We start from the raw sequence: 23,476 nt of genomic DNA on the forward strand, positions 1-23,476 counted from the left end.
CTTTTGCTCTTTTGCTCTTTTGCTCTTTTGCCTTTGCTCCAGCGCTGAAGCGATCCACACCCGTCGGAAACCCCCTCAACCACACCGCACCGCGACCCCACGCACCTACCTAGACCGGGCATTTGCCGCTACAGTGCAGGCAGCCCCGTAGTCTGTTGCAAGGATCGCCGTCCGGATGGCTTCACCGTCTCAACCCAAAAGCCTGATCTTCGATCTGGAAGTCGCCCCCGGCAAAGCCGATAAGCCCGACCGGATCTTCATGGTCGGTGCCCTGCGCCCCGACACAGGCGCCCAACTCGAGCGCAAAGTCGACCGGGACTTACCCGACGTTCTCGAATCGCTGGACAGCCTGGGGCAGGGCGCCAGCTTCGTCCTTGGCCACAACGTCATCGACCATGACCTGCCGATCCTTAAACAACAGGCCCCACACTTGGCCCTGCACGGGCTCCCCGTGATCGACACCCTGCGCTTGTCGCCCTTGGCCTTTCCGCAGAACCCGTATCACCGCCTGGTCAAGGACTACAAGCTCATTCGGGACAGCCTCAACTCACCGCTGTCCGATTGCCGCTCGACCCTCACCTTGTTTCAGGACCAGCGCCAAGCCTTTGCCCAACTGAACGAGACCAACCAGGCCGAGCTCCTGTGCTACCAGACGCTGCTGGCCCCCACGCTAAAGAGCGACCTGGGCTCATTCTTCGCTTCCCTCAGTGGCACCAGCCCCAAACCGGTCACCGAGCTGCGCGGCCTGATTCCCCAACTGCTGGTTGAAAACGACCCGACCCTGACCCGAAGCCTCAAGGTCTGTAGCACGCGGCTGGAGCAGCTCCTAGAAAACGACCTGCTGGAACAGTCCCTGCACCTGCCGTTGGCCTATGCACTGGCCTGGCTCCGAGTGTCAGGCGGTAACTCAGTATTGGCACCCTGGGTGCGCTACCAGTTTCCGGAAGTGGGGCGATTGATCGCCGAGCTGCGGGACGTGCCGTGTGGACGCAGCGATTGCGAGTACTGCGCCACCACCCATGACCCGCGTCATGAGCTCAAGCGCTACTTTGGCTTTGATGACTTTCGGACCGAACCGGATGGCCGCACCCTGCAACACGACGTGGTCCTGGCCGGCATGCGCAGCCAACACGTGCTGGCCATTCTCGCCACCGGCGGTGGCAAGTCCCTGTGCTATCAGCTCCCAGCCCTGAACCGCTTTCACCGCAACGGCAGCCTGACCATCATCATCTCGCCGCTGCAGTCGCTGATGAAAGATCAGGTCGACGGCTTGCTTGAGCGCAACGTGCAGTGTGCCGCCACCCTCAATGGCCTGTTGACCATGCCCGAGCGGGCCGAGGTGCTGGAAAAGGTCCAAATGGGCGACGTCGGCATCTTGCTGGTCTCGCCCGAGCAGTTTCGCAACAAGGCCTTTCGCCGGGCGATCAAGCAGCGCCAGATTGGCGCCTGGATCTTCGATGAGGCGCACTGCCTGTCCAAATGGGGCAACGACTTCAGGCCCGATTACCAGTACGTGTCGCGCTTCATCAGCGAGCACACCGGCGACGGCCCCTTGGCCCCCATCGGCTGCTTTACCGCCACGGCCAAACCGGATGTGCTTGAGGACATTCAGCAGCACTTCAGAGAGCAGTTGAAGATCGAGTTCAAGACCTTTGTGGGTACCCACGAGCGCATCAACCTCAGCTTTGAGGTCTTGCCGTGCACCCGTGCCGAGAAGTGGGCGCGCACCCACCAGCTGCTTGAAGACCATATCGGTCGGCAGGACGGCGGTTCGGTGGTCTTTGTCTCAAGCCGTAAGGGCGCCGAAGAGCTGTCAGACTTTCTGATCGGACAGGGCTGGCCCTGCAAGCACTTTCATGCCGGCCTCGAACCCCACGAGAAAACCGACATACAGGATGCGTTCAAGGCAGGCCAACTGCGGGTCATTGTGGCCACTAATGCCTTTGGCATGGGCGTGGACAAGGCCGACATTCGCCTGGTGGTCCATGCCGACATTCCGGGTTCGCTGGAAAACTACCTGCAGGAAGCCGGGCGGGCAGGGCGCGACCAAGGCGACGCCCGTTGCGTGCTGCTCTATGACCTGCAGGACATCGAAACCCAGTTCGGCATGTGCGAACGCTCCAAGCTTGGCCTGCGCGACATCCAGCAGATCCTGCGTAAGCTGCGCCGGGAAAGTGATCGTCGCAAGGGCGGCAAGCTGGTCATCACCGCTGGCGAGGTGCTGCTGGATGATGAGGTCGAAACCAGCTTCAACGCCGATGACCGCGACGCCGAAACCAAGGTAGTCTACGACTACGCGCGGGAACTGCGGCAGCAGCCCAAGCAAGGCCTGTACGTGGGCACTGTGCATTCAGCGAAGGGGCTGGAGTTTCGACACGTGGTGCTGCTCGACGGTGGCTGGCCCACCGGCGCGGATGTACTCAATGACGAGCGCCGCCTGTACTACGTAGGCATGACACGTGCCGAGCAAACCCTGACCCTGTGTGAATTCCCCAATAGCAATCCGTTCAGCCGCCATCTGCCCACAAGTATCCAAAAGCGTGAATACGTAGGCCGGTACCTTCCTGAGCTTGAGAAACGCTACCTGCAGCTTTCACTCAGGGACATTGATCTGGACTACGTGGGGCGTCAGCCCCAACACGCGCCGATTCATGCGGCCCTCGCACAACTACAAGTCGGGGGTTCGCTTACGCTGGTACCCCATGAAGACCGGTACCTCATCCAAAACAGCCAGGGCCAGACGCTTGGCCGTACCGCTAAGGCGTTCAAGCTGCCGCTTGAGGTCGAGCAGTGCGAGGTGTCCGCCGTTCTGGTCAGGCAATCGGCGCACTGCGAGGAGCAGTACCGGGCCTGGCATAAGTGCGAGCGTTGGGAATTGGTAGTGCCGAGGGTCGTTGGGTCCGAACGACGAGACTGAGAACGTCTCTCTGCGCGACCCTGACTAGTGAGCTGCGTTGCCGCTGCGCATAGACCTGGTATCCAAACGGCAGTTGTGTAATGGCATGTTGCCATGTAAAAACGTTAGCACTTTCGGTTAGGGCTGGAAGCCACATCGAGACAGGAGTCTGCATGCCTAAAGAAACCCTTACAGCTCAGCAACTAAAGGACTTGGTCCGCAGTGTTGTCCATGCTCAGGGCAATGCCTTTATCAAAGACTTGCTTCGACAGCATCACACTCGAATCGGGGCTACCAAAGACGAATTCATTGCTAATCTGGATGATGCGATTGATGAAGGAAATCTGACTCAACAGAAGTTGGATGTATGGCTGGATGAAGTGGAAGGTTGGGGCAATCAGCATGTATACGTGCTTGCGCCACCTTCGATTGATACTTCTAATGCCTCCGACTTGATTGAGAGTAGCCCCCTTGCGCGGTATTTCGATGCGCCGCTCAGTCTCGACTTTCCGGAGAAGCTAGAACTCAAAGCAGTTAAGTCAAGCGAAAATGGGTTATCAATCGTTTGGCATCAAAGGAAAGAAGGTTGGAATCGGTGGCCCGCGCGTGACGTGCGCAGTGTGGAAGAGCTAGATCGCGTGTGGCTTCAAGCATATCGCCAACGGCTCGATCGAAGCGTCGTCAGATTTGAATGGTGTTATGACGAGCCATACTGCGCGATCCTGATTCAGCGGAGCCCTGATATCGACCACGAAGCCGTCATCGCTTCAATCGAATCGCTCCTCGCAGATACACGCGTCATGAGTGCGCCGTTTAAACGAATCACGCTTACTCGCGCAATACACGTATCGTCTCGGCGCACGAATGGCCTTCAGTCGACCAGGTTCGAATTGGACAGCGGGTACGTTGAGGTAGCTGCGACGACGCCGGGCGGCGGAATAGATTCGGTAGAGCCTGTACGACTTGTTCTGCAAAGCGTGGACATGAGCCAGTTTGATCGGGCACACGGCATGCTTAACTTCGCAGCTGAAGAGCACGGCACAAGCAGAAGTCTATCTGTCGAGGTCTTCGGTGATCAGTCAAAGCTACGAATATGGGCTCAATGTAAAAGAGATGACGTGCTTCGGATTCTGCGTTTGATCTGGGGTTTTAACGAAGCCTCATGAGCGCTATGGACTTCCGGAGAGAGCGGTGGGCGAGCGAGATACTCAGCCGCCTAGAGCTTGGTAACAACCTCGAATTCACTGTTGCGCAGTTTGCGCGGCAGCTCGGCGACCATGACGTTGCCGGGCTTGAAAAATTTCTCGATGAGTTGGTCGATGCAGGGTCGGCTGCTCACGTTCCTGCTTACATTTGCCCCGTTTCATCATGTGCGCGACCGCTCCCTTCCGCAGATGCCCTCACTGAGTGTCCGTATTGCAGGACGGATTACCGCGAGCACGCTATATCGCCAGCGTTCGCTCAGTTCTACAGGTTGAATGGACAGCTAAGTCGGGATATCCGTTGGATGATCGTCATCCATGGCATGAACAGCAGGGCGCCTTGGCAAGAAGCGTTTACCTGGGAAATTACGAGCCGCTTGAAACACTCTGCACCGGTCTTAATTTATAAGTACGGCTGGGCAACCATAGAAGTGCTTTTGACATTCACGCACCGTCGTATGGCAAAACGCTTGGGGCGGCGAATTTCGTTAGCTATCGATCAAGCGGCGCAAGTCGGCCGTACCGAGAGACCTGATGTAATTGCCCACAGCTTTGGGACGCGTCTATTGTCGCTGGTACTGGATGACCCTGAGTTCGCGGACTTGAAATTGGGCCGCATCATCACGGCAGGAAGCATTGTGCGGCCAGACTTTGATTGGGCACGCCACTTACGCGAAGACAGGGTAGAGGCACTCTTCAACCACGTCGCGGCTAAAGATACAGCGGTCCCATTTGCAGAGTGGACGATCCCTGGATCAGGACCTGGCGGGAAAATCGGTTACACGTCGCCCGAGGTATTTAACGTTCGGAACTCTTCGTTCGGCCATTCTGATTTTTTTCTTTACCAGAACATGGCGGAGCTGATCAAGAAGAACGGTCTTTGGTATAGCTTTCTTACGCGTCCCCTTGGGTTCTTTGCACCTCAGGGACGCTTTTCTGTCGAGAAACGCTGGCGAGCTAAATCTCCTGTAGTCATGTTCGTGCCACGGCTGGCGATGGCGCTCCTCTTTCTAGTCGCACTGCCATTCTCGGCACTCAGACGAATATTTGACCCGTAAGGCAGAATGCGAGAAAAGCGGCTCTGCTTATCCAGCCAATGGCAGAATTATGCGGGTTAGATCAGGCGCCTCGATTTTCTTAGCGTTACTGCTTACGTTTGGTGAACTCGCCCTTCGCGTCAGCCGACACGGGGAGGGAGAGTGCATGATGGAAGCCCAAAGGGGCGAGACGGTGTCCGCTCGCTCCACGATAGCGCGGCCAGGCAAAGCCGGGAGACGCCCTTGCCGTTCCCAAACTTTCAACCAGGCCCAGCGGCCAACCCAGCCCTGAAATACTCTGCCGTCTCCGCATCCGTGCAGTATATGTAGCACCCCTTCATCCCACGGGTCATGAGCGTGCGGTAGGTGTTCTTGATGATCAGATCGGTTTCCTGCCTGGCCAGATCCGGATGCGTCTTCATGAGCTTCTTGTATCCCCGTATCGAGCGGTCCTGCTTGTCGCGCTGATTGGGGGAGGTGACAACCTCACCGTTGCGCACGATCAAGTCTGGTCCGATGATCACGCCGATGTAGTCGACCTCGAGCCCCTGGCACGTATGGATGCAGCCCACCTGCTCGATGGATTCATCGGCAATGATCCAGAGGCTCCCGTCCTGGCTCAGGTTCCACTGCCGGCGGTAGTCACCAATCACGATGTCATCGGCCAGCGGATCCTTCTTGCTGCGCCAAGGCCAGCAGTAGCCGGCCACCACCCGTGCCTTGTTCTCCCCGTTACGCGCTTCGATCGCCTCATGCAGCGCCTCAGGCGTATCGAACACCCGAAAGTCATACTCGCTGGCATCGAGCCGCTCGTTGGCCGTCAGCCTGATGTCGAGCACATGATCGAGCCAAGCGAGATACCCATCCGAGCCGCTGCAACGAAACTGCGAGGCCAGGTTGTATTCTTCAACCACCGCACCCTTTGCCTCGGCAAACTCCCGGATTGCCTGCTTGCTGCAGATGTCGCTCAGGGTGACGCGCTGGTCCTCGTCGATGAAGAAGACCGTGCACTTGGCGGCGCCGATAAGCTCCTTGATTTGGTTGTCACCTAGGTTGGCGTACAGCCCGCTTTTTTCGTTGAGGCGGTGGGCCTCATCGACGATGAGCATGTCGAAGACGTTAGGATCGGCCTCAACAAAGGCACCAGAGCCGGTGAACATGTGCGAGAAGCGGGTGCGCGTGATCGAGCCGACCAGCTTCGTCTCGTAGACCTTGCGGGGCGCGGCGTTCTTGGACACGTACTTGCCCACCAGTCCCAAGGAGGTGAGATGCACCAGCAGGTTGATGGCCAGCACGGTCTTGCCGGTCCCGGGTCCGCCTTCGACGATGACCACCCGCGACTGCGCAGAAGACGCTGCCTTGGCCGCAGCAATGGCCGCCTCGTAGACCTCTTTCTGGTCATCGATCAGCACGAATTCAGGCTTCTCGGCCAGCAACCCCTTAAGTGAATCCGCCAGTGCTTTGGACGGCCTGATCTTGCCGTTGGCGAGCTCGTACAGCACCGCCTTGTCATCGCCGTATTTGATGTACTTCTTGATAAAGGCGCGCAGCTGCTCGAGCTCATCCTTGCCCTTGAGAAAAAGCGGCGCCTTGTCGATGTAGGGCTGGTAATGGGCCGCGTCGATGACGCCGTCACGCACGTAGTTGTGCAGGTACGCGCATGGCCTGACCGAGATGCTCTGGTCGTATACCGCCTCGTTGAAACCCTCTAGCAGCGAGGCGTAGGACCAGGCCTGATAGGACGGATGAACCGTCTCCCTCAAACCCTTGCCCAGGGCGGTGACGACGATCGCATCCTTGGCCGTGACCTTGGCCGTACTCCATTGCTTGAGCTCGACCAGCACGGCGTTCTTGCCACCGGCGTCGTCACGGCCGGTCAAGGTAAAGTCGATGCGCTTGGACGATTGCGGTATGTGGAGCTCAATGGCAAGCCCGGTGTCGCCGGGCAACGCCTCGTCTCGCAGCACCTTGGCCATGTAGCCGAGCGATCCCTTCCAGGAATCGATCTCCGAACGCCCGACCCGCTTGCCGGTGCGAGCGGTGAAGTGAGCGAGGATCACATCCTCGATGTCGTCATTGTCGGTGTCGTGCAGGAACTGCTGTTTGGTTGCTTCGTAAACGATCACGCGGTCTTCCTTGGCCGAGTCTAGAGCTGGTCGTATTTCTTGCTCGTGTTATGTGCCTTGTCCACCGGGTATTTCTCCCCGTTGCGCTTGAGCTTTTCCTGCACGGCCTCATCCAGATCGACACCCAGCACATCAGCCAGACGAACCAGGTACATCAAGACATCGGCCAACTCGTCTCGCACCGCCTGGGCGGTTTCAGGTGTCTGCGCCGCAGTGATCGACTGCTCTTCAGTCATCCACTGGAATATCTCGGAGAGCTCACCCGTTTCCCCGGTCAGGGCCATGGTCAGGTTTTTGGGCGAATGAAACTGCGCCCAGTTGCGCGCATCGGCGAAGGCCTCGAGGGCTTCGGCAAGCCGCGTCGTGTCGATGAGCGCAGGGGAGAGCGGGGCATCTTTGGGCACGTGGATTCCTTGGTGTCAGGAGGGACGAAATATCATACGTCAGCCTCAAGGGGTTGTAAGGGTGCAAGCCCCGGCGTTGAGCGTGCGCGGTCCATGCCCATCGCTACACGCACGGCCTGTTGCGGCTGTTTCACTGTGCAGCGTTCCTCCTGTCTGCTTCATCGTTGAGCAGTCGAGGGTGTTGGTTGATGCGTTGCCCACCAGAACAACACCGCCAGCGCGCTGACCGCCGCTCCCAATGCACATACACCCTGCCAACCGGCATGGGCATAGGTCATGGTGGTGCCGATCGCTCCCAGTCCGCTGCCCACCGCGTAGAACAACATGTAGAGGCCAACCAGCCGGCTGTGAGCCTCGGGTCGGGTGCGGAAGATCAGGCTTTGGTTGGTAACGTGCAGCGCCTGACCGCCCAGGTCGAGCAGCACGATGCCGATCACCACCGGCCAGAGCGACCATTCCAGTAGCGACAGCGGCCACCAAGCCAGCAGCAGCGCCATGAGCGCTCCCGCGCTGATGCGCTCGGCATGTCCACGGTCAGCCCACTGCCCGGCACGCATAGCGGCCAAGGCACCGACAACGCCGATCAACCCGAAAGCACCAATGAGGGTGTGAGAGAAATTGTAGGGCGGGGCGCTCAACGGAAGTACCAGCGCGCTCCAGAAGATATTGAACGCGGCAAACATCAACAGCGCAAGCATGCCCCGCACCTGTAGCACCCTATCTTGGCGTAGCAATGTCAGCATGGAGGCAATCAGGCGTGGATAGGTCATCACGCTCGGAGCTGGCGGTAAGGCCGGTAGCCGCCTCCACATGGGCAGCGCGATCACCAGCATCAGTACGGCGGCGAAGACGTACACGCTGCGCCATCCCGCCAGGTCACTCACTCCACCTGCCAATACCCGCGCCAGCAACAGGCCCATGAACACACCGCCTTGCGCAGCACCTATGACGCGGCCTTGCTCATGGGGCGCCGCGGCGCGGGCCCCATAGGCTATGAGCCCCTGCGTCATCGCCGTACCCAGCAGCCCGACCGCCAGCATGGCTACCAATAGAACATGTGCGGACTTCGCCATGCTGACTGTCATAAGTGCCACAACGAGGCCCAACAGTTGCACTACCATCAAGCGGCGGCGGTCTAGCCGATCCCCCAGCGGGACAAGCAGCAGCAGGGCCAAGGCGCAGCCGACCTGCGTGGCCGTGACCACACCGCCGATAGCGGCGTGGCTGATGCCAAAGTCATGGGAGAGCGCATCCAGCAATGGCTGGGCGTAGTACACGTTCGCCACGCTCAGCCCGCTGGCGGCGGCAAACAGCAGCACCAGCCCGCGCGGCATATCAGAAGCCCGGGTTTGCACCGTCGCCCGAGAGCCCGGCGCTATCGATACTTGGGATGACTCCATGGTTTATCGCCCACTCAATCCGGTTTCAAAATGAAACTGGTTGAATGCTAGGGTGAGCGGTTTTAAAATGCAACCACTTACCAAGTTGGGGCTATACGCCTGGAGAGAACATGCCAAGCCGTCAGTCCATCAACGATGAACCCTGTCCCGTCGCCCGAGCCGCCGATGTCATTGGCGATCGCTGGTCACTGCTGATCGTACGTGATGCGTTCGACGGCACTCGCCGTTTCAGCGACTTTCAGCGCAGCCTGGGTATGGCCCGAAACATCCTGTCCAACCGTCTGCGCAAGTTGGTCGATGCAGGCATTCTCGAGACTCGTGAAGCTTCCGATGGTACGGCCTATCAGGAGTACGTGCTGACGCCGGAGGGCAAAAGCCTGTTTCCGGTGGTAGTTGCGCTGCGCCAGTGGGGTGAGGAGCATTTGTTCAATCATGGCGAGAGACACTCAGAGCTCATCGATAAGCGCACCGGTAAGCGGATTCCGTTTATGGCTCCCACGACAAAGCTTGGCTCCGAGCTCACGCCGGACATGACTGTGGTGCGGAAGGTCACATAAGGCCGCAGCTTGTGGCCGGCCAGTTGGTTAGCGGGCATTGTGCCGTGATCACTTGCTTGATCGTGTTGCCGCCTGGCGAGGCTGCTCCGAATGGCTGCATGGGATAATCTTGCGTCACGATCAACCATGAAGCGGCGAGCTGAAAGATGGGTTTTGAGCAACTAGCTGAGCTACGTGATCGCCTGCGGGCTGAAAAGCAGCAGGTACCGACTGAAAGCACGGAGCAGCGCAAGCGGGAACCTGCCTTGCATACGAAGCCTCGCGAGCAAGATCCTGCCGTGGCGGCAATATGGCGATTGCAGAAGCACTTTCCGCTGGCCTTCTCGGTCAACCCGGCCCCGAAGGTTCCGCTCAAGGAGGGTATTCTCAAAGATGCTGAGCAACACCTGAAGCTGCTTGGAATATCCAGCGAACAACTCAAGTTGGGCATCGCCACTTGGTGCAGGGGCAGTCGATACTGGGCAAGCATGGTGGAGAATGCTCCGCGTCTGGATTTAAACGGCCAGGCGGTTGGCAGCGTGACGGCCGCCCAAGCGCTACACGCGAAGCAGCAGGCTAAGCGGCAACGCGGACAAGCGCGACGCAACGAGTCAAAGCCGAAAGAACGTATCCCCGCAGCTGAGACCACTGCGAAAAAGATTGCGGATTAGAACAATTGCGCTCGGCACCAACACGCCCAATCAGCCCAGACACTGGCAGGGCATGTAAGAGCTGTGACTAGGCGATTCGAGGGAGCGCTAATGGCCGAAACCAGTCGCCGCCCGATCACTCCCGCGTCAGCGACGAAAGCCTGTGAGCATGTGCGAGAAGCTGGTCCGCGTGATCGAGCCGACCAGCTTCGTCTCATAGGCCGTGCGCGGCGCGGCGTTCTTCGCCAAGTACTTGCCACCGAGCGATCCTTTCCACGAATTGATCTCCAACCGCCCGACTCGCTTGCCGGTGCGAGCAGTGAAGTGGGCGAGAATCACATCCTCCATGTCGTCATTTGCAGGTGTCGTGCAGGCACTGCTGTTAGGTTGCTTCGTAAACGATCACGCGGTCTTCCACTGCAGTCGCTCTTGTGAGCATGCCGAAGGACACTCACCAAACCGCTGCTGCTGGTCCAGCTAGGTCAAGGGCCGCACCCCAGGCTCGTCGGACAAGCGCTTCACCTGTCCGGCGAACGGAGGTACGGGCGCAGCGCACCCTTGAGCCCCACACCGACACCAGTACTCTTAGCTAGGGATGAGAGGGATGCTCCACCCCCTATCATCCCTGGCCTCGCCGAGAGTTCCCGAAGGGCCGCCGGAGGCGCTGATTCCGCTAAGTCGACGGTTAGGGCGTGGGCTGTGTTCACTCACTGGTCTGCAGAGGTGGCTTCAGCTTTGAAGGCGTTGTTCTCGTCAAGCGCCAAGGCTTGCTGCCGCTTCAGCGACCCGCGACTGGCTGAAGGATCAGACGAAAGCGTACCTCTGGCGTATGGCCTATACGGAATCAGGATCTATCAGGCGCCGCTCCATCACGATCGTTCGCTCCTCGCCGTGATAGGTCTCACGGACAGCCGAGTAGCCGAGCTTCAGATAGAACCGCTCCGCGGTTACGGAGGAGGGAACATGCAACGTCATGATTCCTAGAGCTTTCGCTCTTTGCTCGACGGTGCTCATAAGCTGGCTTCCAATACCTTGCCGGTGCGCTTGGGGAGCCACGAATACGGACCTGACTACTGGGCCATCGAGACTAGCGGTTCCAACAACCGTCTGGTCTTGCAGCGCGACAAAAACGATACGCTTATCAATGAAATCTGCGACGGCACTAGGCGAAAAGCTTTTCTCGACCCGCTCGATTACATTCAGGGAATAATTCTTGGTGTTGGTGGTTCTTAACCTTCTTAAAGCTTCCGCCAAGCTATATCGGCTGTTTGGCAACCTATATGACTTGCCCCTGTTCTCATACCCAGATCTCAAGTTGAACCAATGATGGCTCCGGCGTTTGTGGCTATTGTAGCGAACACAGCCGAAAGAAACGCTTAACCCAAACGTTCAGCTGATCAAACGGCATGCGGCATGAAAGTGATCATTTATCTACCTTTTCTAACGCCCGATGGCGCTTCCCTTTCTCTACGAAATGGACCGTCGCCGGGCTGGCCGTGGGCGTAGGAAGCGCTGTCTTTTGCATCAGGCATCTGAGCGGCCCGCAGACCAAGCGACCGACTTGGCCTAGGCTCTTTGTCAAGCACTCAGAAATTGGGGCCGGCTCCCGAAAGGCGCCGACTACATTAGCCCTCTGCGGATCAGGTTGAGGCCTAGGATGATAAGCACCAAAAGCAGTATTCGGCGAAACAGTTCGGGGTTAATTCGAAAGCGTAGCCGCTCACCGATAGCCAGACCAGCTATGGCGGGAGCCACGGCTAGCAGTGAGGCAGCGAGCTCTGTAGGCCCTAGCAGACCGACGCTTACGTAGGAAAGCAGCAATGGAAATGAGCCGCATAGGGCAATCAATCCATAGCTACCGATGAAAGCTTCCTTGGCCAATCCGAGCGAGACAAGATAGATCGCTAGCGGAGGCCCATTGACGGTCGACACACCATTTAGCACCCCAGCGACGATCCCCACGCCAGGTCCGGCAAATCGCTCTTGCTTGGTACTCAGCCTGAACTCGGGTTGCAGCAAGCCCAATAACGAGAACAACACGACCATGACTCCGAGCAGGCCAAGCATCAAGCTTGGATCCATCGAGACGAGGATATGTGCGCCAAGCCAAGTGCTTAGCGAGAAGGTAAGAATCAGCGGCCAGAAGCGTCGCATTGCGCTGAACATAATGCCCGAGCGTACGCTCTGCCAGATGTTGCTGACGACCACGGACATAGTGACTAGCGCCACTGCAAGTCGCGGGTCCAGCAGACTGCCCAGCATGGAAACCACCACAAGCGGTAGTCCCACACCGACCATGCCCTTCACGGCGCCGCCGAGGAAAAGGGAGACAATGATAAAGAGGATCAACGTAGGAGTGGCAAGCAACGATTCCAAGATGCCTCCAGCGATAGAGAAGACCGGCGGGAGTACGGGCCTAGATCGAACCGGAACCCGCCCGGGCGGGCGGGTTCATGGTGGTGGATCGTCTGTAAGTAAGCGAGCGACGCGGCAACCCGTCACGTTCAGTTCCCGTCAGGTCGGCGAAAGCAAGCCGACCGCGAACAGCCCGCCGATCATAAGCATGGCGAACAGGCACAGCGCGAGTACGAAAGGCTTGATGCCCAGCGAGGCGAGTTTTTCCAAGCGCGTTTCATAGCCGAGTGCGGCCATCGCCATCGCCAGGCCAACCTGGCCGAACAGTACCAGCCCCTGATGCAGGTTTGCCGGCAGCGTGACAAAACTGTTAAAGATGACCATCGCCAGGAAGCCAAAGGCGAACCAAGGGATGACCAGACCGGTACTGCTCGACTCGCTGGCCGCGCTGCGCCGCTTCCACCATTGGCCGACGATTAACAGGAAGGGGATCAACAGCATTACCCGCACCAGTTTGACGATCACTGCGTTCGTTAGCGCTGCCGGACCGACCGCATCTCCTGCAGCCACAACCTGTGCAACCTCGTGTACGGTGGCACCGATGTAGATGCCGAATAAACCTTCATCCATGCCCGTCAACGGATAGAACAGTGGGTAGGTCAGCATTGCTAGCGTACCGAACAGCACGACGGTGGCTACCGCCATCGAAGTGGCTGCAGGGCGCGAGCGGATGGTCGCCTCGGTGGCGAGAACTGCAGCCGCACCGCAGATTGCGCTGCCAGCGCATGTTAGCAGCGTGACATCTCGTTCCATTTTCAGTATCCGCGTACCGAAGAAATAGCCGACTACCAGCACGCTGGTGATGATCGCTATATCAAGCACCAGGATCTTCGGGCCGAGCGCAAATATCTGCTGGACAGTCAACGAAAGACCAAACAGTACGATGCCACCGCGCAACAGCCAGCGCATGGAGAACAGCAGTCCAGGCCGAGCATTTGGCACGTTGCGAGTGATCGGCAGGTTGCCGGCTACCAACCCCAACAATAATGCGAATACAAGCGGACTGAAGCCCCCATCAGCCAACCCAGGCGCCTTGGCCAGCACATAGCCGCCTGCCGTCAGTACTCCACATAAAGCCAGACCTTGCCACATTGGGATGCTCCTTGTGCTTGCCAATGAGGTCAGGGTATGGGCAGATAATAAAAGCGAAAAACGGGTTATAACGATATAACTAAATGGAAAAACCGATATGCACCCGAGCGTGAGTTTTCGACAATTACAAGTCTTCGTCTCTGTGGCGAAAGGCGGCACGGTGGCAGCTGCGGCCAGAAATCTCAATTTGTCCCAGTCGGCAACGAGCCAGTCGCTGTCGGATTTGGAACGACAGCTGGGGCAGGTGCTGTTCGAGCGGCTGGGTCGCCGGCTGCAGCTCAACGATGTCGGTCGCCGCCTACTGCCGCGGGCCGAGAGACTGCTTGATGATCTGATCCAGTTCATCGAAGCCTCGCAGGAGCCGGAAGGCTCGCTGCAGGGCTCGTTGACCGTAGCGGCCAGCGCTACCATCGGTACCTACCTGATCCCTTCGTTTGTTGGCTGCTTCAGTGAGCTGCACCCCGGCGTGGACATCCAGATGCGCCTTCGCAATACCGGCGAGGTGGTGGGAGACGTGCTGCGCTTCGAGGCCGACCTCGGTCTAATCGAAGGCCAGTGCAGCGAACAGCGGTTGATTTCAGAAGTGTGGCGGGAGGATGCGATGGTAATCATCTGCGCGCCGAACCACCGTCTGGCTGCTGCCGGACGGCTGAGCGACAAGGATCTGGGCGAGGAGCAGTGGATTCTTCGAGAGCCTGGCTCTGGATCACGCGCCGTGTTCGAATCGGCGGTTATGCATCACGCCGAGCGATTGCGGGTGCGCATGGAGCTTAACCAGCACGAAGCCATTAAGCAGGCGGTGCGGGCTGGGTTTGGCCTGGGCTGCATGTCGCGTCTCAGCGTGGCCGGCGAGCTGGAGCGGAGCGAGCTGGTCGCGTTGACCAGCGATCTCGAACTGACTAGAACCTTCTCGTTGATCTGGCACCCGGAACGCTATCGCAGTCCGCTGTGGCAGGCCTTCAAGGTGTTTCTGCAGGAAGCAAATTAGGTGTCAGCGGACGCCAGCCGGCCATCCGGGGGATGGCGTCCGCTGTCAGATTAGGGCTTGAGGCCCAGCTCGCTGGCGACGTCTTCGTATTCGGCGCGTCGTTCAGTAAGGAACGAATCGACCTCGTCATAGGTAATATCTGATACTGCGAAGCCGAGATCTTCCATGGCCTTGCGAAATTTGGGGTCGTCGTTAATGGCCTGGAATATTCGTGACAGTTCCTCCTTGCGTTCGGTTGGCGTATCCGCCGGCACCGCTACACCTCTATAGGCCCCGCCGACCATATCAAAACCCTTTTCTTTGAGCGTCGGCACGTCCGGGTACATGGGGTGCCGCTCCTCTAGGGCCACGGCCAGAATCCGCACCTTGTCTGAATGCGCCGCCGCCACTGTCGTGTAGCCCCACTGCGCCTTGGTCGAACCATTGAGCAGTCCGGTCACCGCTTCGGCTGTGCCCTTGAACGGAATGTAGGTGCTCTTGATCCCAGCCAATTTGTCGAAACGAACCTGCGCGACATGATTGGCGGTATAGGTCCCTGTGCCTGAAAAGGTAAATGCGCCGGGCTGAGCACGCGCGGCTTCGAGTAGGTCCTCCAGCGTCTTGTAGGGGCTGTCCTTGGCAACCACGATCGCATCGGGTGAGAAATGGAACACGTGCACTACCCCGACGTCCTTTGTCTCGAAGCCGGCCCGCTCGGCCATGGGCTTGAGAATGATATGCGGCAAGCTAAACGCCACCGCAGTATGCCCATCGGCCTCCATGTCGCGCATCTGAGACCAGGCCACCGCGCCACCGCCACCCGCCCGGTAGGAAACGATCATTTTCTGGTCGGTAAGTTTTTCGAACAGTGGCTGTTGCAGGCGAGCGGCCAGATCGACCTCTCCGCCAGGTCCGAAGGGTACGACGTACTGCAGATTCTTGTTGGGATAATCGTCATTGGCGTGAACTGGGCTGGCGAGGGAGCAGGCGAACAGCGCAGCCATCACAGAGGGTAGGGCGAGCAGCTTCATTATTTTTGTCCTCTAGCTGTTGAAGAGATTTGGTGCTTGGTCGAGCTTGCTGGCCGGAGCAGGACTTTCCCCTCCGTTCCGCCAAGACCTCTAAACACTATCGTTCATAGGTTTATGTGGCGCCGACGTTTTTATCGAAGGATAAAATCACTTTTTCTTAAGTAGCGGTGCGCTGCGCGCGCTTTGCGCCAGTTAGAGAGCCGAAGGCGTTTGTTTAAGATTATCTTAATAAGAGATGTAGATATTTTCGCTGGCCGTTAGGAAACCTTTAGGAATAAGGTTTTTCAACCTGCAGCCTGGGCTGAAAAAGTCCCGCGCGCATCAACGGAGGTGAAAACATGAGCCAACGCCTGGAGGTATCGGTCTGGCGGGGAGCAGAGTCGGGAGGGTTCGAAGTGTATGACGTTCCTCACCGTGAACATCAGACGGTGCTGGATGTGGTGACTCATATCCAGCGAGAGATCGATCCTTCGCTATCTTATCGTTACGCATGTCGCGTCGGTATGTGCGGTTCGTGTGCGATGACGGTTAATGGCAAGGCGCGATGGACCTGCCGCACCCACGTTAACCGGGTGGTTGAGAATGGCAGACTTGAAATCGCGCCGTTAAATAATCTGCCAGTGATTAAGGATCTCGCGTGCGACATGTCGCCATTCTTCGACAAGCTCGCCAAGGCGCGCAGCTTCGTGCCAACCCAGACCCGCCAGGATCCGTTCGCTGTCATCAAGCCCGACTCACCTGCTCGTATCGCTATCGACGAGGCCATCGAATGCATCGGTTGCGGCGTCTGCTACGCCTCCTGCGACTCGGTAGCCTGGAACCCAGAATACCTCGGTCCCGCCGCGTTGAACCGGGCCTGGACACTGATGCAGGACAGCCGTGATGACGCACATGCCGAACGCCTGCTGGCGGTTTCCGGAGATGGCGGCTGTCATTCTTGCCATACGCACATGAGTTGCACAGAGCGTTGCCCGAAGCAGCTTTCTCCCACCGCCTCGATCGCCGGGCTCAAGCGGTTGGTCAGCCGCGCCGCACTCAAGGGGGAGCTATGAATCCTCGAACCGTTGCACGGCTGTGGATCGTCCAGCGGATCTCGGCCGCCTATTTGGCGATCGCGGTTATCGTGCATCTGATAACCATCATCTATGCCATCCGAGGCGGCCTGACTTCTGCGGAAATACTCGGTCGCACCCAGGGCAGCCTCAGCTGGCTGATTTTCTATATGAGCTTTGTGGCGGCCGTTGCGATGCATTTGCCGATCGGCCTGCGCAACATCCTGTCCGAGCATTTCGGTTGGCGAGGGCCTTCGCTGGACCTGGCGATGCTGTTCTGCGCCCTCGGGATTCTCGGTCTCGGCGCGCGTGGCGTAATGGGGGTGTACCTATGAGCTTGCTGTCGCGATCTCGTGCTCGAGGGCATACGGCCTATATCGCTTTCTTGGTGCACCGGGTCTCCGGTTTAGTGCTTGGCCTGTTCATACCCCTGCATCTTTGGACGCTGGGCCGTGCAGTAAACGAGCTGGACGCCTTTCTAATCTGGTCCGAGAAGCCCTTGGTCAAGTTTGCAGAAACCGGTCTGGTGCTGGCATTGGCGTTGCATCTTGGCGGCGGCATTCGCCTTCTGATGCTGGAATTTCTGGCCTGGCGCGACTGGCAAAAGAGTCTCGCTGCAGCGGCGCTCACTTTTAGTGTAGCGGTCGCCCTGCTATTTGCCCTTCGCCTCACCTAAAGGAGACTAGCCATGAAAATTAATCCAAAGGATATCGAACAGGCCGCCTGCGATCTTTATATCCGCGCGTTGAAAGTGCTGCCAGACGACATCAAGGCCGGGTTCCAGCGTCTTTCGCAAAACGAGAGGAATGAAACGGCAAAGGCCGTGCTGGACACTATGACTCGCAACATTGCAGTAGCTGAAGTCAACGATAATCTGCTTTGCCAGGATACTGGCGTACCGATATATAACGTCATGGTTGGACGCAACGTCGAGCTAGACGGCGCGGCGCTCAAAGCAGCCATCCGAAGCGGTTGCGAGCGGGCCACTCGCGAGCATCCGTTGCGCTCGTCAGTGGTCCATCCGCTCAACCGGAGCAACGATCAGACATCCTGTGGGTACAAGGTGCCGGTCATCCACTTCGATTATGACGACGCCGACCAACGCCTATCGCTCGAAATGATTCCCAAGGGTAGCGGCTCGGAAAATAACAGCTGGCTGAAAATGGCGCTGCCAGCCGAAGGCGTCGGTGCGATCCATGAATTCGTCGTCGATTGTGTCCTGCGTGCCGGCGCCAAGACCTGCCCTCCGGTTGTGGTTGGCGTCGGCATCGGGGGCACTGCCGACCTTTGCGTGCACTTGGCAAAGATTGCCGCGACCCGCAGTCTCGGTTCGTCCTGTCCAGACCCCGAGGGCGCTGAACTTGAACGCAAGCTGTCCGCAGCGGTAAACAAGTTAGGGGTCGGGCCGCAGGGCCTTGGCGGCGATGCCACGGCATTCGCTGTGCACGTAGAACTGGCCGCCACCCACATCAGCATGAATCCAATCGCGGTGAACATGCAGTGTCATTCTGCACGCCGCTCCCGCGCGACCTTCACGCCCACCGGCATTGAATACGGGGTTTGACTATGGCTCATCACGATATCGTTACGCCCATAGACGAAGCACAGGTGCGCAGTTGGAATGCAGGCGACACCGTCACCCTCAACGGCACGTTGTTCGGCATCCGCGACGCGACGCAGATCCACATGTTCGACCATGGCCGGGTGCCGCGCTTCGACATGCGAGGTCATGCGGTCATCCACACTGCGCCGAATGTCGTAAGGGTCACGCCCTCTTCAGAGAACCCGGCGGGATATCGCCCGATATGCATCGGCACAACCACTAGCGCGCGGATGGAGCGTTTCAGCCATCCGCTGATGCGCGACTACGGCGTACGGATGATCATCGGCAAGGGCGGTCTGCTGGAAGGATCACAACAGGCCTTCGCCGAGTTTGGCGGCGTGTACTTGGCTATTGTTGGCGGTGCTGCAGCGCTGGAAACCACCTGGATCGAAGCTATTGAGGACGTGGACATGGATGATCTGCATCCCGAGTCGCTGTGGCAATTTCGGGTATCTGGCTTCGGCCCTCTAATGGTTGCCATGGATAGCCACGGCAATAGCCTCCATCGCGACGTGCGTGATGCAGCGGAAGCCCGTCGCGCTAGTGCGCTGGCGGTGTTCAATCAAGCTGCGGAGGGCTGATCATGCGTACCATCGAAACGGATATCCTGATTCTAGGCAGCGGCGGCGCAGGATTGTTCGCTGCGCTACACGCGCACCAGACGGCACCCGAGTTGGATATCACCATTGCGGTAAAGGGGCTTCTAGGCAAGTGCGGTTGTACGCGAATGGTCCAAGGTGGCTACAACGTCGCACTGGCGCCTGGCGACTCCATCGAGCGGCACTTCATGGATACCATTGAGGGCGGTAAGTGGCTACCCAACCAGGATCTGGCGTGGACACTGGTATCGACCGCCATTGAACGCATCCATGAGTTGGAGAATGAACTCGGTTGCTTCTTTGACCGTAATCCGGATGGCAGCGTGCACCAGAAGGCTTTTGCAGGACAGACCTTTGATCGCACCGTGCACAAAGGCGACCTCACCGGTATCGAGATCATCGGCCGGCTCGCCGAGCGAGTATGGAGCGACGGGGTTCGTCAGCTTGAAGAGTACCGCGCCGTAGAACTTATTCCGGCGGCTGGTGGCGGCGCGCTCGCGGGTGTGCTGATGATCGATATGCGCACTGGTGAATTTTGCTTGGTTCGTGCGAAGGCAGTACTGCTCGCCACTGGTGGCGGCCCGACCATGTACCGTTATCACACGCCGTCCGGCGACAAGAGCTGCGACGGTATGGCCATGGCGTTGCGTGCCGGACTGCCATTGCGCGACCTAGAAATGGTTCAGTTCCATCCCACTGGCTTGTTGGCTGGAACGCACACGCGGATGACTGGAACTGTGCTGGAGGAAGGCTTGCGAGGCGCTGGCGGCCATCTGCTGAACGGCCACGGCGAGCGTTTCATGCACAATTATGACGAGCGCTGCGAGAGGGCGACACGCGATATCGTATCACGCTCGATATACGAGGAGATCCGTGCTGGCCGCGGTACCGAGAATGGCGGCGTTCATATCTCGATGTCGCACCTCGGCCCGGATTCGGTCCGCAAGCAATTCAAGGGTATGGTCGAGCGCTGTGGCGATTGCGGTTTCGATCTCGCGGGAGGGCTGGTTGAGGTGGTGCCCACCGCGCACTACATGATGGGGGGCGTGGTCTTCGAGTCGGACTGTCGGACCGGCATGATCGGTTTGTTCGCGGCTGGGGAGGACACCGGCGGGGTTCATGGAGCCAATCGCCTGGGCGGCAATGGTGTTGCCAACTCAACCGTTTTCGGCGGTATCGCCGGGGACAGCATGGCGAGCTGGGTCCGGGCAAAAGGCTGCCATCGCCGGCCCGACGAGTCTATTCTCGACGCAGCTGTCGCTGCTTGTCGGCGCCCGTTGGAGCTCCCCAAAGGCGATTTGTTCGGTGTACAGGAAAAGCTCCGCGATTTGATGTGGGAAGACGTTGGCATTATCCGCAACGGGACAGGGCTGAACCGCGCGCTGATGCGCCTGGAGGAACTGGAAAACGAGCTGGACGGGCAGGGTATAGGCGGTTCCAGCGATCTGGCCTATAACCTGGCTTGGCATGATTGGCTGAATCTAAAGAATCAGCTGCTAGTCAGCCGGGCTATCACCCAGGCTGCATTGGCGCGGGAGAATTCGCGCGGTGCGCATTTCCGTGAGGATCATACGCAATTCGGCAGTGCTGAAAATTCTAGCTACACCTTGGTGACACGCAGTGCCGACAACCAGATCAAGGTCCGTCATGAACCGGTGTGCTTCACGCGTGTGCGTCCCGGAGCGACTTTGATCGTCCCTGATCTGCCGACCGGAGAGGCCGTTCCGTTGGGTCCCTCCCAATCCGCCGACGGTGTGATCGATGCGGTATAGACCGTGGCGGCGTCTAGCGGTTGCTATTCCGTCTGGGCGAGTGATTAACTAGTTTGACGAGCCGAACTGCTGATGCCTGTCGCCATGTCCATTCGTCATCTTCGCACCTTGATCGCCGTCGCCGAGCATGGGTCGTTTGCGGCTGCGGCCGAGGCGGTGTGCCTCACCCAGTCGGCAGTGAGCCAGCAAATGAAGGCGCTGGAGGACGCGTTTGGCGTCAATTTCTTCGACCGCAATCAGCGGCCGCTGGAAGTTAATGCGCGCGGTCGTGCACTGATTCAGCAGGCTCGTCAGTTAGTCTACCTATACGACCAATTGCTCGATCAGGGCGAAGAGGGCTCCTCGCTGGTAGGCCTACTTGAGATCGGTGCTGTACCAACCGCCCTAACAAGCATCATACCGCGCGCATTGGTGCGCCTGCGCGAAACTCAAGCGACCCTACAGGTGCGAGTTTCCAGCGGACTGTCGGCTGAACTAATGGCGAAAGTCGATCGGGGGGATCTCGACGCTGCCATCGTCAGCGAGCCCAAGCCGGTGCCCAGTGGGATGCTCTGGCGCCCGGTTGCGGACGAACCGCTGATGGTTATCGCACCAAAGAGCAGCGAGATCAGCGGTGCTTCCGAACTTCTCAGATCTATGCCGTTTATCCGCTTCAATCGCAGCGCCTGGGTGGGGCACATCATCCAGACCCGATTGCAAGACATGAATATTCAGGTGCGCGAAGCGATGGAACTGGATTCGCTCGAGGCGATCCGGCAGATGGTTCGCCACGGCCTGGGCGTGTCGATAGTGCCATACAGGTGTGCCGAAAGCAGCGATGCCGAGGAGCTACGCTGGGTGCCTTTTGGGGATCATCCCATTCACCGTACCATCGGGTTGATTGAGCGTCAGCAGAACCTGAAGACAGGTCTGACTACCGCGCTGTTCAACGAGCTGACGGCCGTGGCGGCGGCCGGTCGCAACGCTATTGACCGCTTGATATGAAGTTGTGGTAGCTAACGTTTTCGATATCTCGCCTCTGGTTGTGGCGACGGCTAGATCTGGTGGAAGTAGCCATAGTTGCCCGTATGCACGGCTGAAATACGCCGCTCTATCGCAACACCTTGGTAGTCGCGGGCAATCCGACGAACCTGCAGCAGTGGCTCGCCTTCTTTTACCCCGAGGAACTCAACTTCCTGCTTGCCGGCAGATATTGCAATTATGGTCTCGTCGGCGTGTGCGACGGTCATTCCGAAACGCTGCTGGTAAAGCTGATAGAGCGTGTTTGGCAAAACCTCGGGCTGCTTATCCAGCCCGGCGAAGCGGGCCGCGTCCAAGGTGATGCTTTCCAGCAGCACGGGCTCGCGGTCCAGCTCGCGTACGCGGCGGATGTGAATGACCTTGGCGCCTGCCGGTATGCCCAGATCACTTGCTTCTTCGGCGGTCGCCTTGCGGACACTGCGGTTGAGGATCAGCGACATTGGAAGCGCGCGTTCGCCGTCATGACGGCGCAGATTGAAGAAGCGGAACAGTGCACGATCGGCATCGTGGGTAGCTACCGAAGTGCCTTTGCCCTGCTGCCGGATCACCACGTTTTCTTCGACCAGTTCGTTAAGTGCCTTGCGCAGCGTGCCGACACTGACGTTGTAGCTCGCGGCGAGGGCTGCCTCGCTGGGGATGTATGTGCCCGGGGACCACTCGCCACTGGTGATGCGCTCGAGCAATAGGTCCCGGATCTGCTGATACAGGGGCTGGAAGATCGGGCCTTTTGGAGCATCCATTGTACGGCTTCCTCTATATCGTAGTCGGAGCATGAGGGCGACTGGCAAGCGAGTAGCGCCGGTTTACTGGGGCCTCAGGCGATGCGAGGCCGGAAAGGCGGTACGAGCGCCGCCTTGTGCGTTAAACATATCTCATCTATATGATATATAACTGCACGAAAGCGTCAAGAAGCGCTTGATCAGCTTCGGCGATTAACTGAGCGTAACCTTGTAGCCTTTGTGTTCATTGCATGCCGAGGTAGGCCATAGTCACGTGTCAGCACGGCGAACTTCTGCTGTTCAGCACGGCCCGGCAGAAGTTACGGATGATCGGCTTTCCTTATCAAAGAAGCACAGCTGATCCTGACATGCGGGCGTCGGGCGTCGGGCGTCGGGCGTCGGGCAGGGCAGGTTCTGGTTATCTTTCCCAGCGCAAGAAGGGGATGCGGTACCAGCCACGGTCCGTTTCCAAGCCGCCGCTTGGAGGAACGATCTCGGCGCCCGTCGCATGCCTGCCTTAAACGCCTCGAAACCCGCAGGTCGGGCAGGCGGAGCAATGCGCGGCCTCTCTCGTGATCGCTGTCGACCATTTCCCTTGCTCTCCTGCTGACTAGCGAGTTCTACCGTGCCTAGCACCTTGAAAGGCTTCGGCCTGCCGATCCTTGCTTCTTAACGCGCGCCGATAATGCGGCTCGCTGTGTATGAGTGACGCGATCCGTCCAAGCATCAAATCGCGAACCTGCACCAAGATGACGTTATTTCTGCGTCTTTGGCACCACTCCGCCGCGCTGAGCAGCCTTGGAATATCGGGTCGGGAATCTGCAGCAGGCTTGTTGTGCTGAGTATGCATAACCGCTTGACTATCATTCATAGTATATCCTATATATGACATGCAATTCGAAACGTTGCCCACGAGGAGAGTGCGATGGATATTGATTTTGTGGTTCACGATGCT

22 protein-coding genes and 1 pseudogene are annotated in these 23,476 nt (G+C 58.6%); 14 read left to right on the plus strand and 9 right to left on the minus strand.

Going from position 1 to position 23,476, the window contains the following annotated elements:
- Positions 1-175: 175 nt before the first annotated feature.
- The 4 genes and pseudogenes from H3028_RS20600 to H3028_RS20610 form a co-directional block, all read left to right on the plus strand.
- Positions 176-2,287, plus strand: a pseudogene (locus tag H3028_RS20600) (RecQ family ATP-dependent DNA helicase); the annotation flags it as partial.
- A gap of 48 nt (positions 2,288-2,335) precedes the next feature.
- Positions 2,336-2,917: a 3'-5' exonuclease gene (locus tag H3028_RS21730; RefSeq protein WP_375154444.1), complete on the plus strand. Its 582-nt coding sequence runs from the start codon at positions 2,336-2,338 to the stop codon at positions 2,915-2,917.
- A 152-nt stretch (positions 2,918-3,069) separates the two neighbouring features.
- A complete protein-coding gene (locus tag H3028_RS20605) occupies positions 3,070-4,062 on the plus strand; it encodes a hypothetical protein (RefSeq protein WP_181299068.1) in 993 nt (330 codons plus the stop codon).
- Positions 4,059-5,156: a hypothetical protein gene (locus H3028_RS20610; protein ID WP_181299069.1), complete on the plus strand. Its 1,098-nt coding sequence runs from the start codon at positions 4,059-4,061 to the stop codon at positions 5,154-5,156. Before H3028_RS20605 ends, H3028_RS20610 begins: the two co-directional genes overlap by 4 nt.
- 239 nt (positions 5,157-5,395) lie before the next feature.
- Here the strand turns inward: H3028_RS20610 and H3028_RS20615 are convergent, their stop codons facing one another.
- The 3 genes from H3028_RS20615 to H3028_RS20625 form a co-directional block, all read right to left on the minus strand.
- Positions 5,396-7,261: a DUF2075 domain-containing protein gene (locus tag H3028_RS20615; RefSeq protein ID WP_181299070.1), complete on the minus strand. Its 1,866-nt coding sequence runs from the start codon at positions 7,259-7,261 to the stop codon at positions 5,396-5,398.
- Positions 7,262-7,281: 20 nt separating this feature from the next.
- Positions 7,282-7,665, minus strand: a complete 384-nt coding sequence (locus H3028_RS20620; RefSeq protein ID WP_181299071.1) for a nucleotide pyrophosphohydrolase — start codon at positions 7,663-7,665, stop codon at positions 7,282-7,284.
- Positions 7,666-7,823: 158 nt separating this feature from the next.
- The gene (locus H3028_RS20625; protein ID WP_309109579.1) at positions 7,824-9,020 is read right to left on the minus strand and encodes an MFS transporter; all 1,197 of its coding nucleotides are present in this window, start codon (positions 9,018-9,020) and stop codon (positions 7,824-7,826) included.
- 155 nt (positions 9,021-9,175) lie between these two features.
- Here H3028_RS20625 and H3028_RS20630 point away from each other — a divergent pair, with 155 nt between their 5' ends.
- Both H3028_RS20630 and H3028_RS20635 read left to right on the plus strand, forming a co-directional pair.
- A complete protein-coding gene (locus tag H3028_RS20630) occupies positions 9,176-9,622 on the plus strand; it encodes a helix-turn-helix domain-containing protein (RefSeq protein WP_181299073.1) in 447 nt (148 codons plus the stop codon).
- Positions 9,623-9,768: 146 nt separating this feature from the next.
- Positions 9,769-10,272 (plus strand): ProQ/FinO family protein, encoded by a 504-nt coding sequence (locus H3028_RS20635; protein ID WP_181299074.1) that lies wholly within the window; start codon positions 9,769-9,771, stop codon positions 10,270-10,272.
- Between the two features lie 126 nt (positions 10,273-10,398).
- Here the strand turns inward: H3028_RS20635 and H3028_RS20640 are convergent, their stop codons facing one another.
- From H3028_RS20640 to H3028_RS20655, 4 genes are all read right to left on the minus strand, one after another.
- Positions 10,399-10,599, minus strand: coding sequence for a hypothetical protein (locus H3028_RS20640; RefSeq protein WP_181299088.1), 201 nt, complete (start codon positions 10,597-10,599; stop codon positions 10,399-10,401).
- A gap of 486 nt (positions 10,600-11,085) precedes the next feature.
- The gene (locus tag H3028_RS20645) at positions 11,086-11,565 is read right to left on the minus strand and encodes a GNAT family N-acetyltransferase (protein ID WP_309109578.1); all 480 of its coding nucleotides are present in this window, start codon (positions 11,563-11,565) and stop codon (positions 11,086-11,088) included.
- A gap of 306 nt (positions 11,566-11,871) precedes the next feature.
- Positions 11,872-12,627 (minus strand): sulfite exporter TauE/SafE family protein, encoded by a 756-nt coding sequence (locus H3028_RS20650; protein ID WP_181299076.1) that lies wholly within the window; start codon positions 12,625-12,627, stop codon positions 11,872-11,874.
- 138 nt (positions 12,628-12,765) lie between these two features.
- Entirely contained in the window at positions 12,766-13,758 is a 993-nt protein-coding gene (locus H3028_RS20655) for a YeiH family protein (RefSeq protein ID WP_181299077.1), read from the minus strand.
- A gap of 97 nt (positions 13,759-13,855) precedes the next feature.
- On the opposite strand from H3028_RS20655, the gene H3028_RS20660 reads away from it, so the two are divergent.
- The gene (locus tag H3028_RS20660; protein WP_181299078.1) at positions 13,856-14,746 is read left to right on the plus strand and encodes a LysR family transcriptional regulator; all 891 of its coding nucleotides are present in this window, start codon (positions 13,856-13,858) and stop codon (positions 14,744-14,746) included.
- Between the two features lie 50 nt (positions 14,747-14,796).
- Here the strand turns inward: H3028_RS20660 and H3028_RS20665 are convergent, their stop codons facing one another.
- Positions 14,797-15,756 (minus strand): tripartite tricarboxylate transporter substrate binding protein, encoded by a 960-nt coding sequence (locus H3028_RS20665; RefSeq protein ID WP_219920330.1) that lies wholly within the window; start codon positions 15,754-15,756, stop codon positions 14,797-14,799.
- A gap of 338 nt (positions 15,757-16,094) precedes the next feature.
- Between H3028_RS20665 and H3028_RS20670 the strand changes: the two genes are divergently transcribed.
- The 7 genes from H3028_RS20670 (at position 16,095) to H3028_RS20700 (ending at position 21,766) form a co-directional block, all read left to right on the plus strand.
- Positions 16,095-16,808, plus strand: coding sequence for a succinate dehydrogenase/fumarate reductase iron-sulfur subunit (locus tag H3028_RS20670; RefSeq protein ID WP_181299079.1), 714 nt, complete (start codon positions 16,095-16,097; stop codon positions 16,806-16,808).
- Positions 16,805-17,143, plus strand: a complete 339-nt coding sequence (locus H3028_RS20675; RefSeq protein ID WP_181299080.1) for a succinate dehydrogenase — start codon at positions 16,805-16,807, stop codon at positions 17,141-17,143. The genes H3028_RS20670 and H3028_RS20675 overlap by 4 nt, the downstream gene beginning before the upstream one ends.
- Complete coding sequence (locus H3028_RS20680; protein ID WP_181299081.1) at positions 17,140-17,484, plus strand: succinate dehydrogenase; 345 nt, start codon at positions 17,140-17,142, stop codon at positions 17,482-17,484. The genes H3028_RS20675 and H3028_RS20680 overlap by 4 nt, the downstream gene beginning before the upstream one ends.
- A 12-nt stretch (positions 17,485-17,496) precedes the next feature.
- Positions 17,497-18,372 (plus strand): fumarate hydratase, encoded by an 876-nt coding sequence (locus tag H3028_RS20685; protein WP_181299082.1) that lies wholly within the window; start codon positions 17,497-17,499, stop codon positions 18,370-18,372.
- 2 nt (positions 18,373-18,374) lie between these two features.
- Positions 18,375-18,992 (plus strand): fumarate hydratase C-terminal domain-containing protein, encoded by a 618-nt coding sequence (locus H3028_RS20690; protein WP_181299083.1) that lies wholly within the window; start codon positions 18,375-18,377, stop codon positions 18,990-18,992.
- A 2-nt stretch (positions 18,993-18,994) separates the two neighbouring features.
- Positions 18,995-20,782, plus strand: coding sequence for an L-aspartate oxidase (locus H3028_RS20695; RefSeq protein ID WP_181299084.1), 1,788 nt, complete (start codon positions 18,995-18,997; stop codon positions 20,780-20,782).
- A gap of 72 nt (positions 20,783-20,854) precedes the next feature.
- The gene (locus H3028_RS20700) at positions 20,855-21,766 is read left to right on the plus strand and encodes a LysR family transcriptional regulator (protein WP_181299085.1); all 912 of its coding nucleotides are present in this window, start codon (positions 20,855-20,857) and stop codon (positions 21,764-21,766) included.
- 50 nt (positions 21,767-21,816) lie between these two features.
- Here the strand turns inward: H3028_RS20700 and H3028_RS20705 are convergent, their stop codons facing one another.
- Positions 21,817-22,542, minus strand: a complete 726-nt coding sequence (locus tag H3028_RS20705) for a GntR family transcriptional regulator (RefSeq protein WP_219920331.1) — start codon at positions 22,540-22,542, stop codon at positions 21,817-21,819.
- Positions 22,543-23,476 lie beyond the last annotated feature (934 nt).

The sequence above is a fragment of the Pseudomonas sp. Q2-TVG4-2 genome (genome assembly GCF_013620795.1).
Classification (GTDB): domain Bacteria; phylum Pseudomonadota; class Gammaproteobacteria; order Pseudomonadales; family Pseudomonadaceae; genus Stutzerimonas.

Excerpts from the sequence above, each read along its gene's own strand:
- H3028_RS20665 (WP_219920330.1), bottom strand. The coding sequence starts at position 15,756 with ATGAAGCTGCTCGCCCTACCCTCTGTGATGGCTGCGCTGTTCGCCTGC.
- H3028_RS20680 (WP_181299081.1), top strand. The coding sequence starts at position 17,140 with ATGAGCTTGCTGTCGCGATCTCGTGCTCGAGGGCATACGGCCTATATC.
- H3028_RS20640 (WP_181299088.1), bottom strand. The coding sequence starts at position 10,599 with ATGGAGGATGTGATTCTCGCCCACTTCACTGCTCGCACCGGCAAGCGA.
- H3028_RS20700 (WP_181299085.1), top strand. The coding sequence starts at position 20,855 with ATGCCTGTCGCCATGTCCATTCGTCATCTTCGCACCTTGATCGCCGTC.
- H3028_RS20695 (WP_181299084.1), top strand. The coding sequence starts at position 18,995 with ATGCGTACCATCGAAACGGATATCCTGATTCTAGGCAGCGGCGGCGCA.
- H3028_RS20610 (WP_181299069.1), top strand. The coding sequence starts at position 4,059 with ATGAGCGCTATGGACTTCCGGAGAGAGCGGTGGGCGAGCGAGATACTC.
- H3028_RS20660 (WP_181299078.1), top strand. The coding sequence starts at position 13,856 with ATGCACCCGAGCGTGAGTTTTCGACAATTACAAGTCTTCGTCTCTGTG.
- H3028_RS20705 (WP_219920331.1), bottom strand. The coding sequence starts at position 22,542 with ATGGATGCTCCAAAAGGCCCGATCTTCCAGCCCCTGTATCAGCAGATC.
- H3028_RS20670 (WP_181299079.1), top strand. The coding sequence starts at position 16,095 with ATGAGCCAACGCCTGGAGGTATCGGTCTGGCGGGGAGCAGAGTCGGGA.
- H3028_RS20605 (WP_181299068.1), top strand. The coding sequence starts at position 3,070 with ATGCCTAAAGAAACCCTTACAGCTCAGCAACTAAAGGACTTGGTCCGC.
- H3028_RS20630 (WP_181299073.1), top strand. The coding sequence starts at position 9,176 with ATGCCAAGCCGTCAGTCCATCAACGATGAACCCTGTCCCGTCGCCCGA.
- H3028_RS20655 (WP_181299077.1), bottom strand. The coding sequence starts at position 13,758 with ATGTGGCAAGGTCTGGCTTTATGTGGAGTACTGACGGCAGGCGGCTAT.
- H3028_RS20685 (WP_181299082.1), top strand. The coding sequence starts at position 17,497 with ATGAAAATTAATCCAAAGGATATCGAACAGGCCGCCTGCGATCTTTAT.
- H3028_RS20690 (WP_181299083.1), top strand. The coding sequence starts at position 18,375 with ATGGCTCATCACGATATCGTTACGCCCATAGACGAAGCACAGGTGCGC.
- H3028_RS20675 (WP_181299080.1), top strand. The coding sequence starts at position 16,805 with ATGAATCCTCGAACCGTTGCACGGCTGTGGATCGTCCAGCGGATCTCG.
- H3028_RS20635 (WP_181299074.1), top strand. The coding sequence starts at position 9,769 with ATGGGTTTTGAGCAACTAGCTGAGCTACGTGATCGCCTGCGGGCTGAA.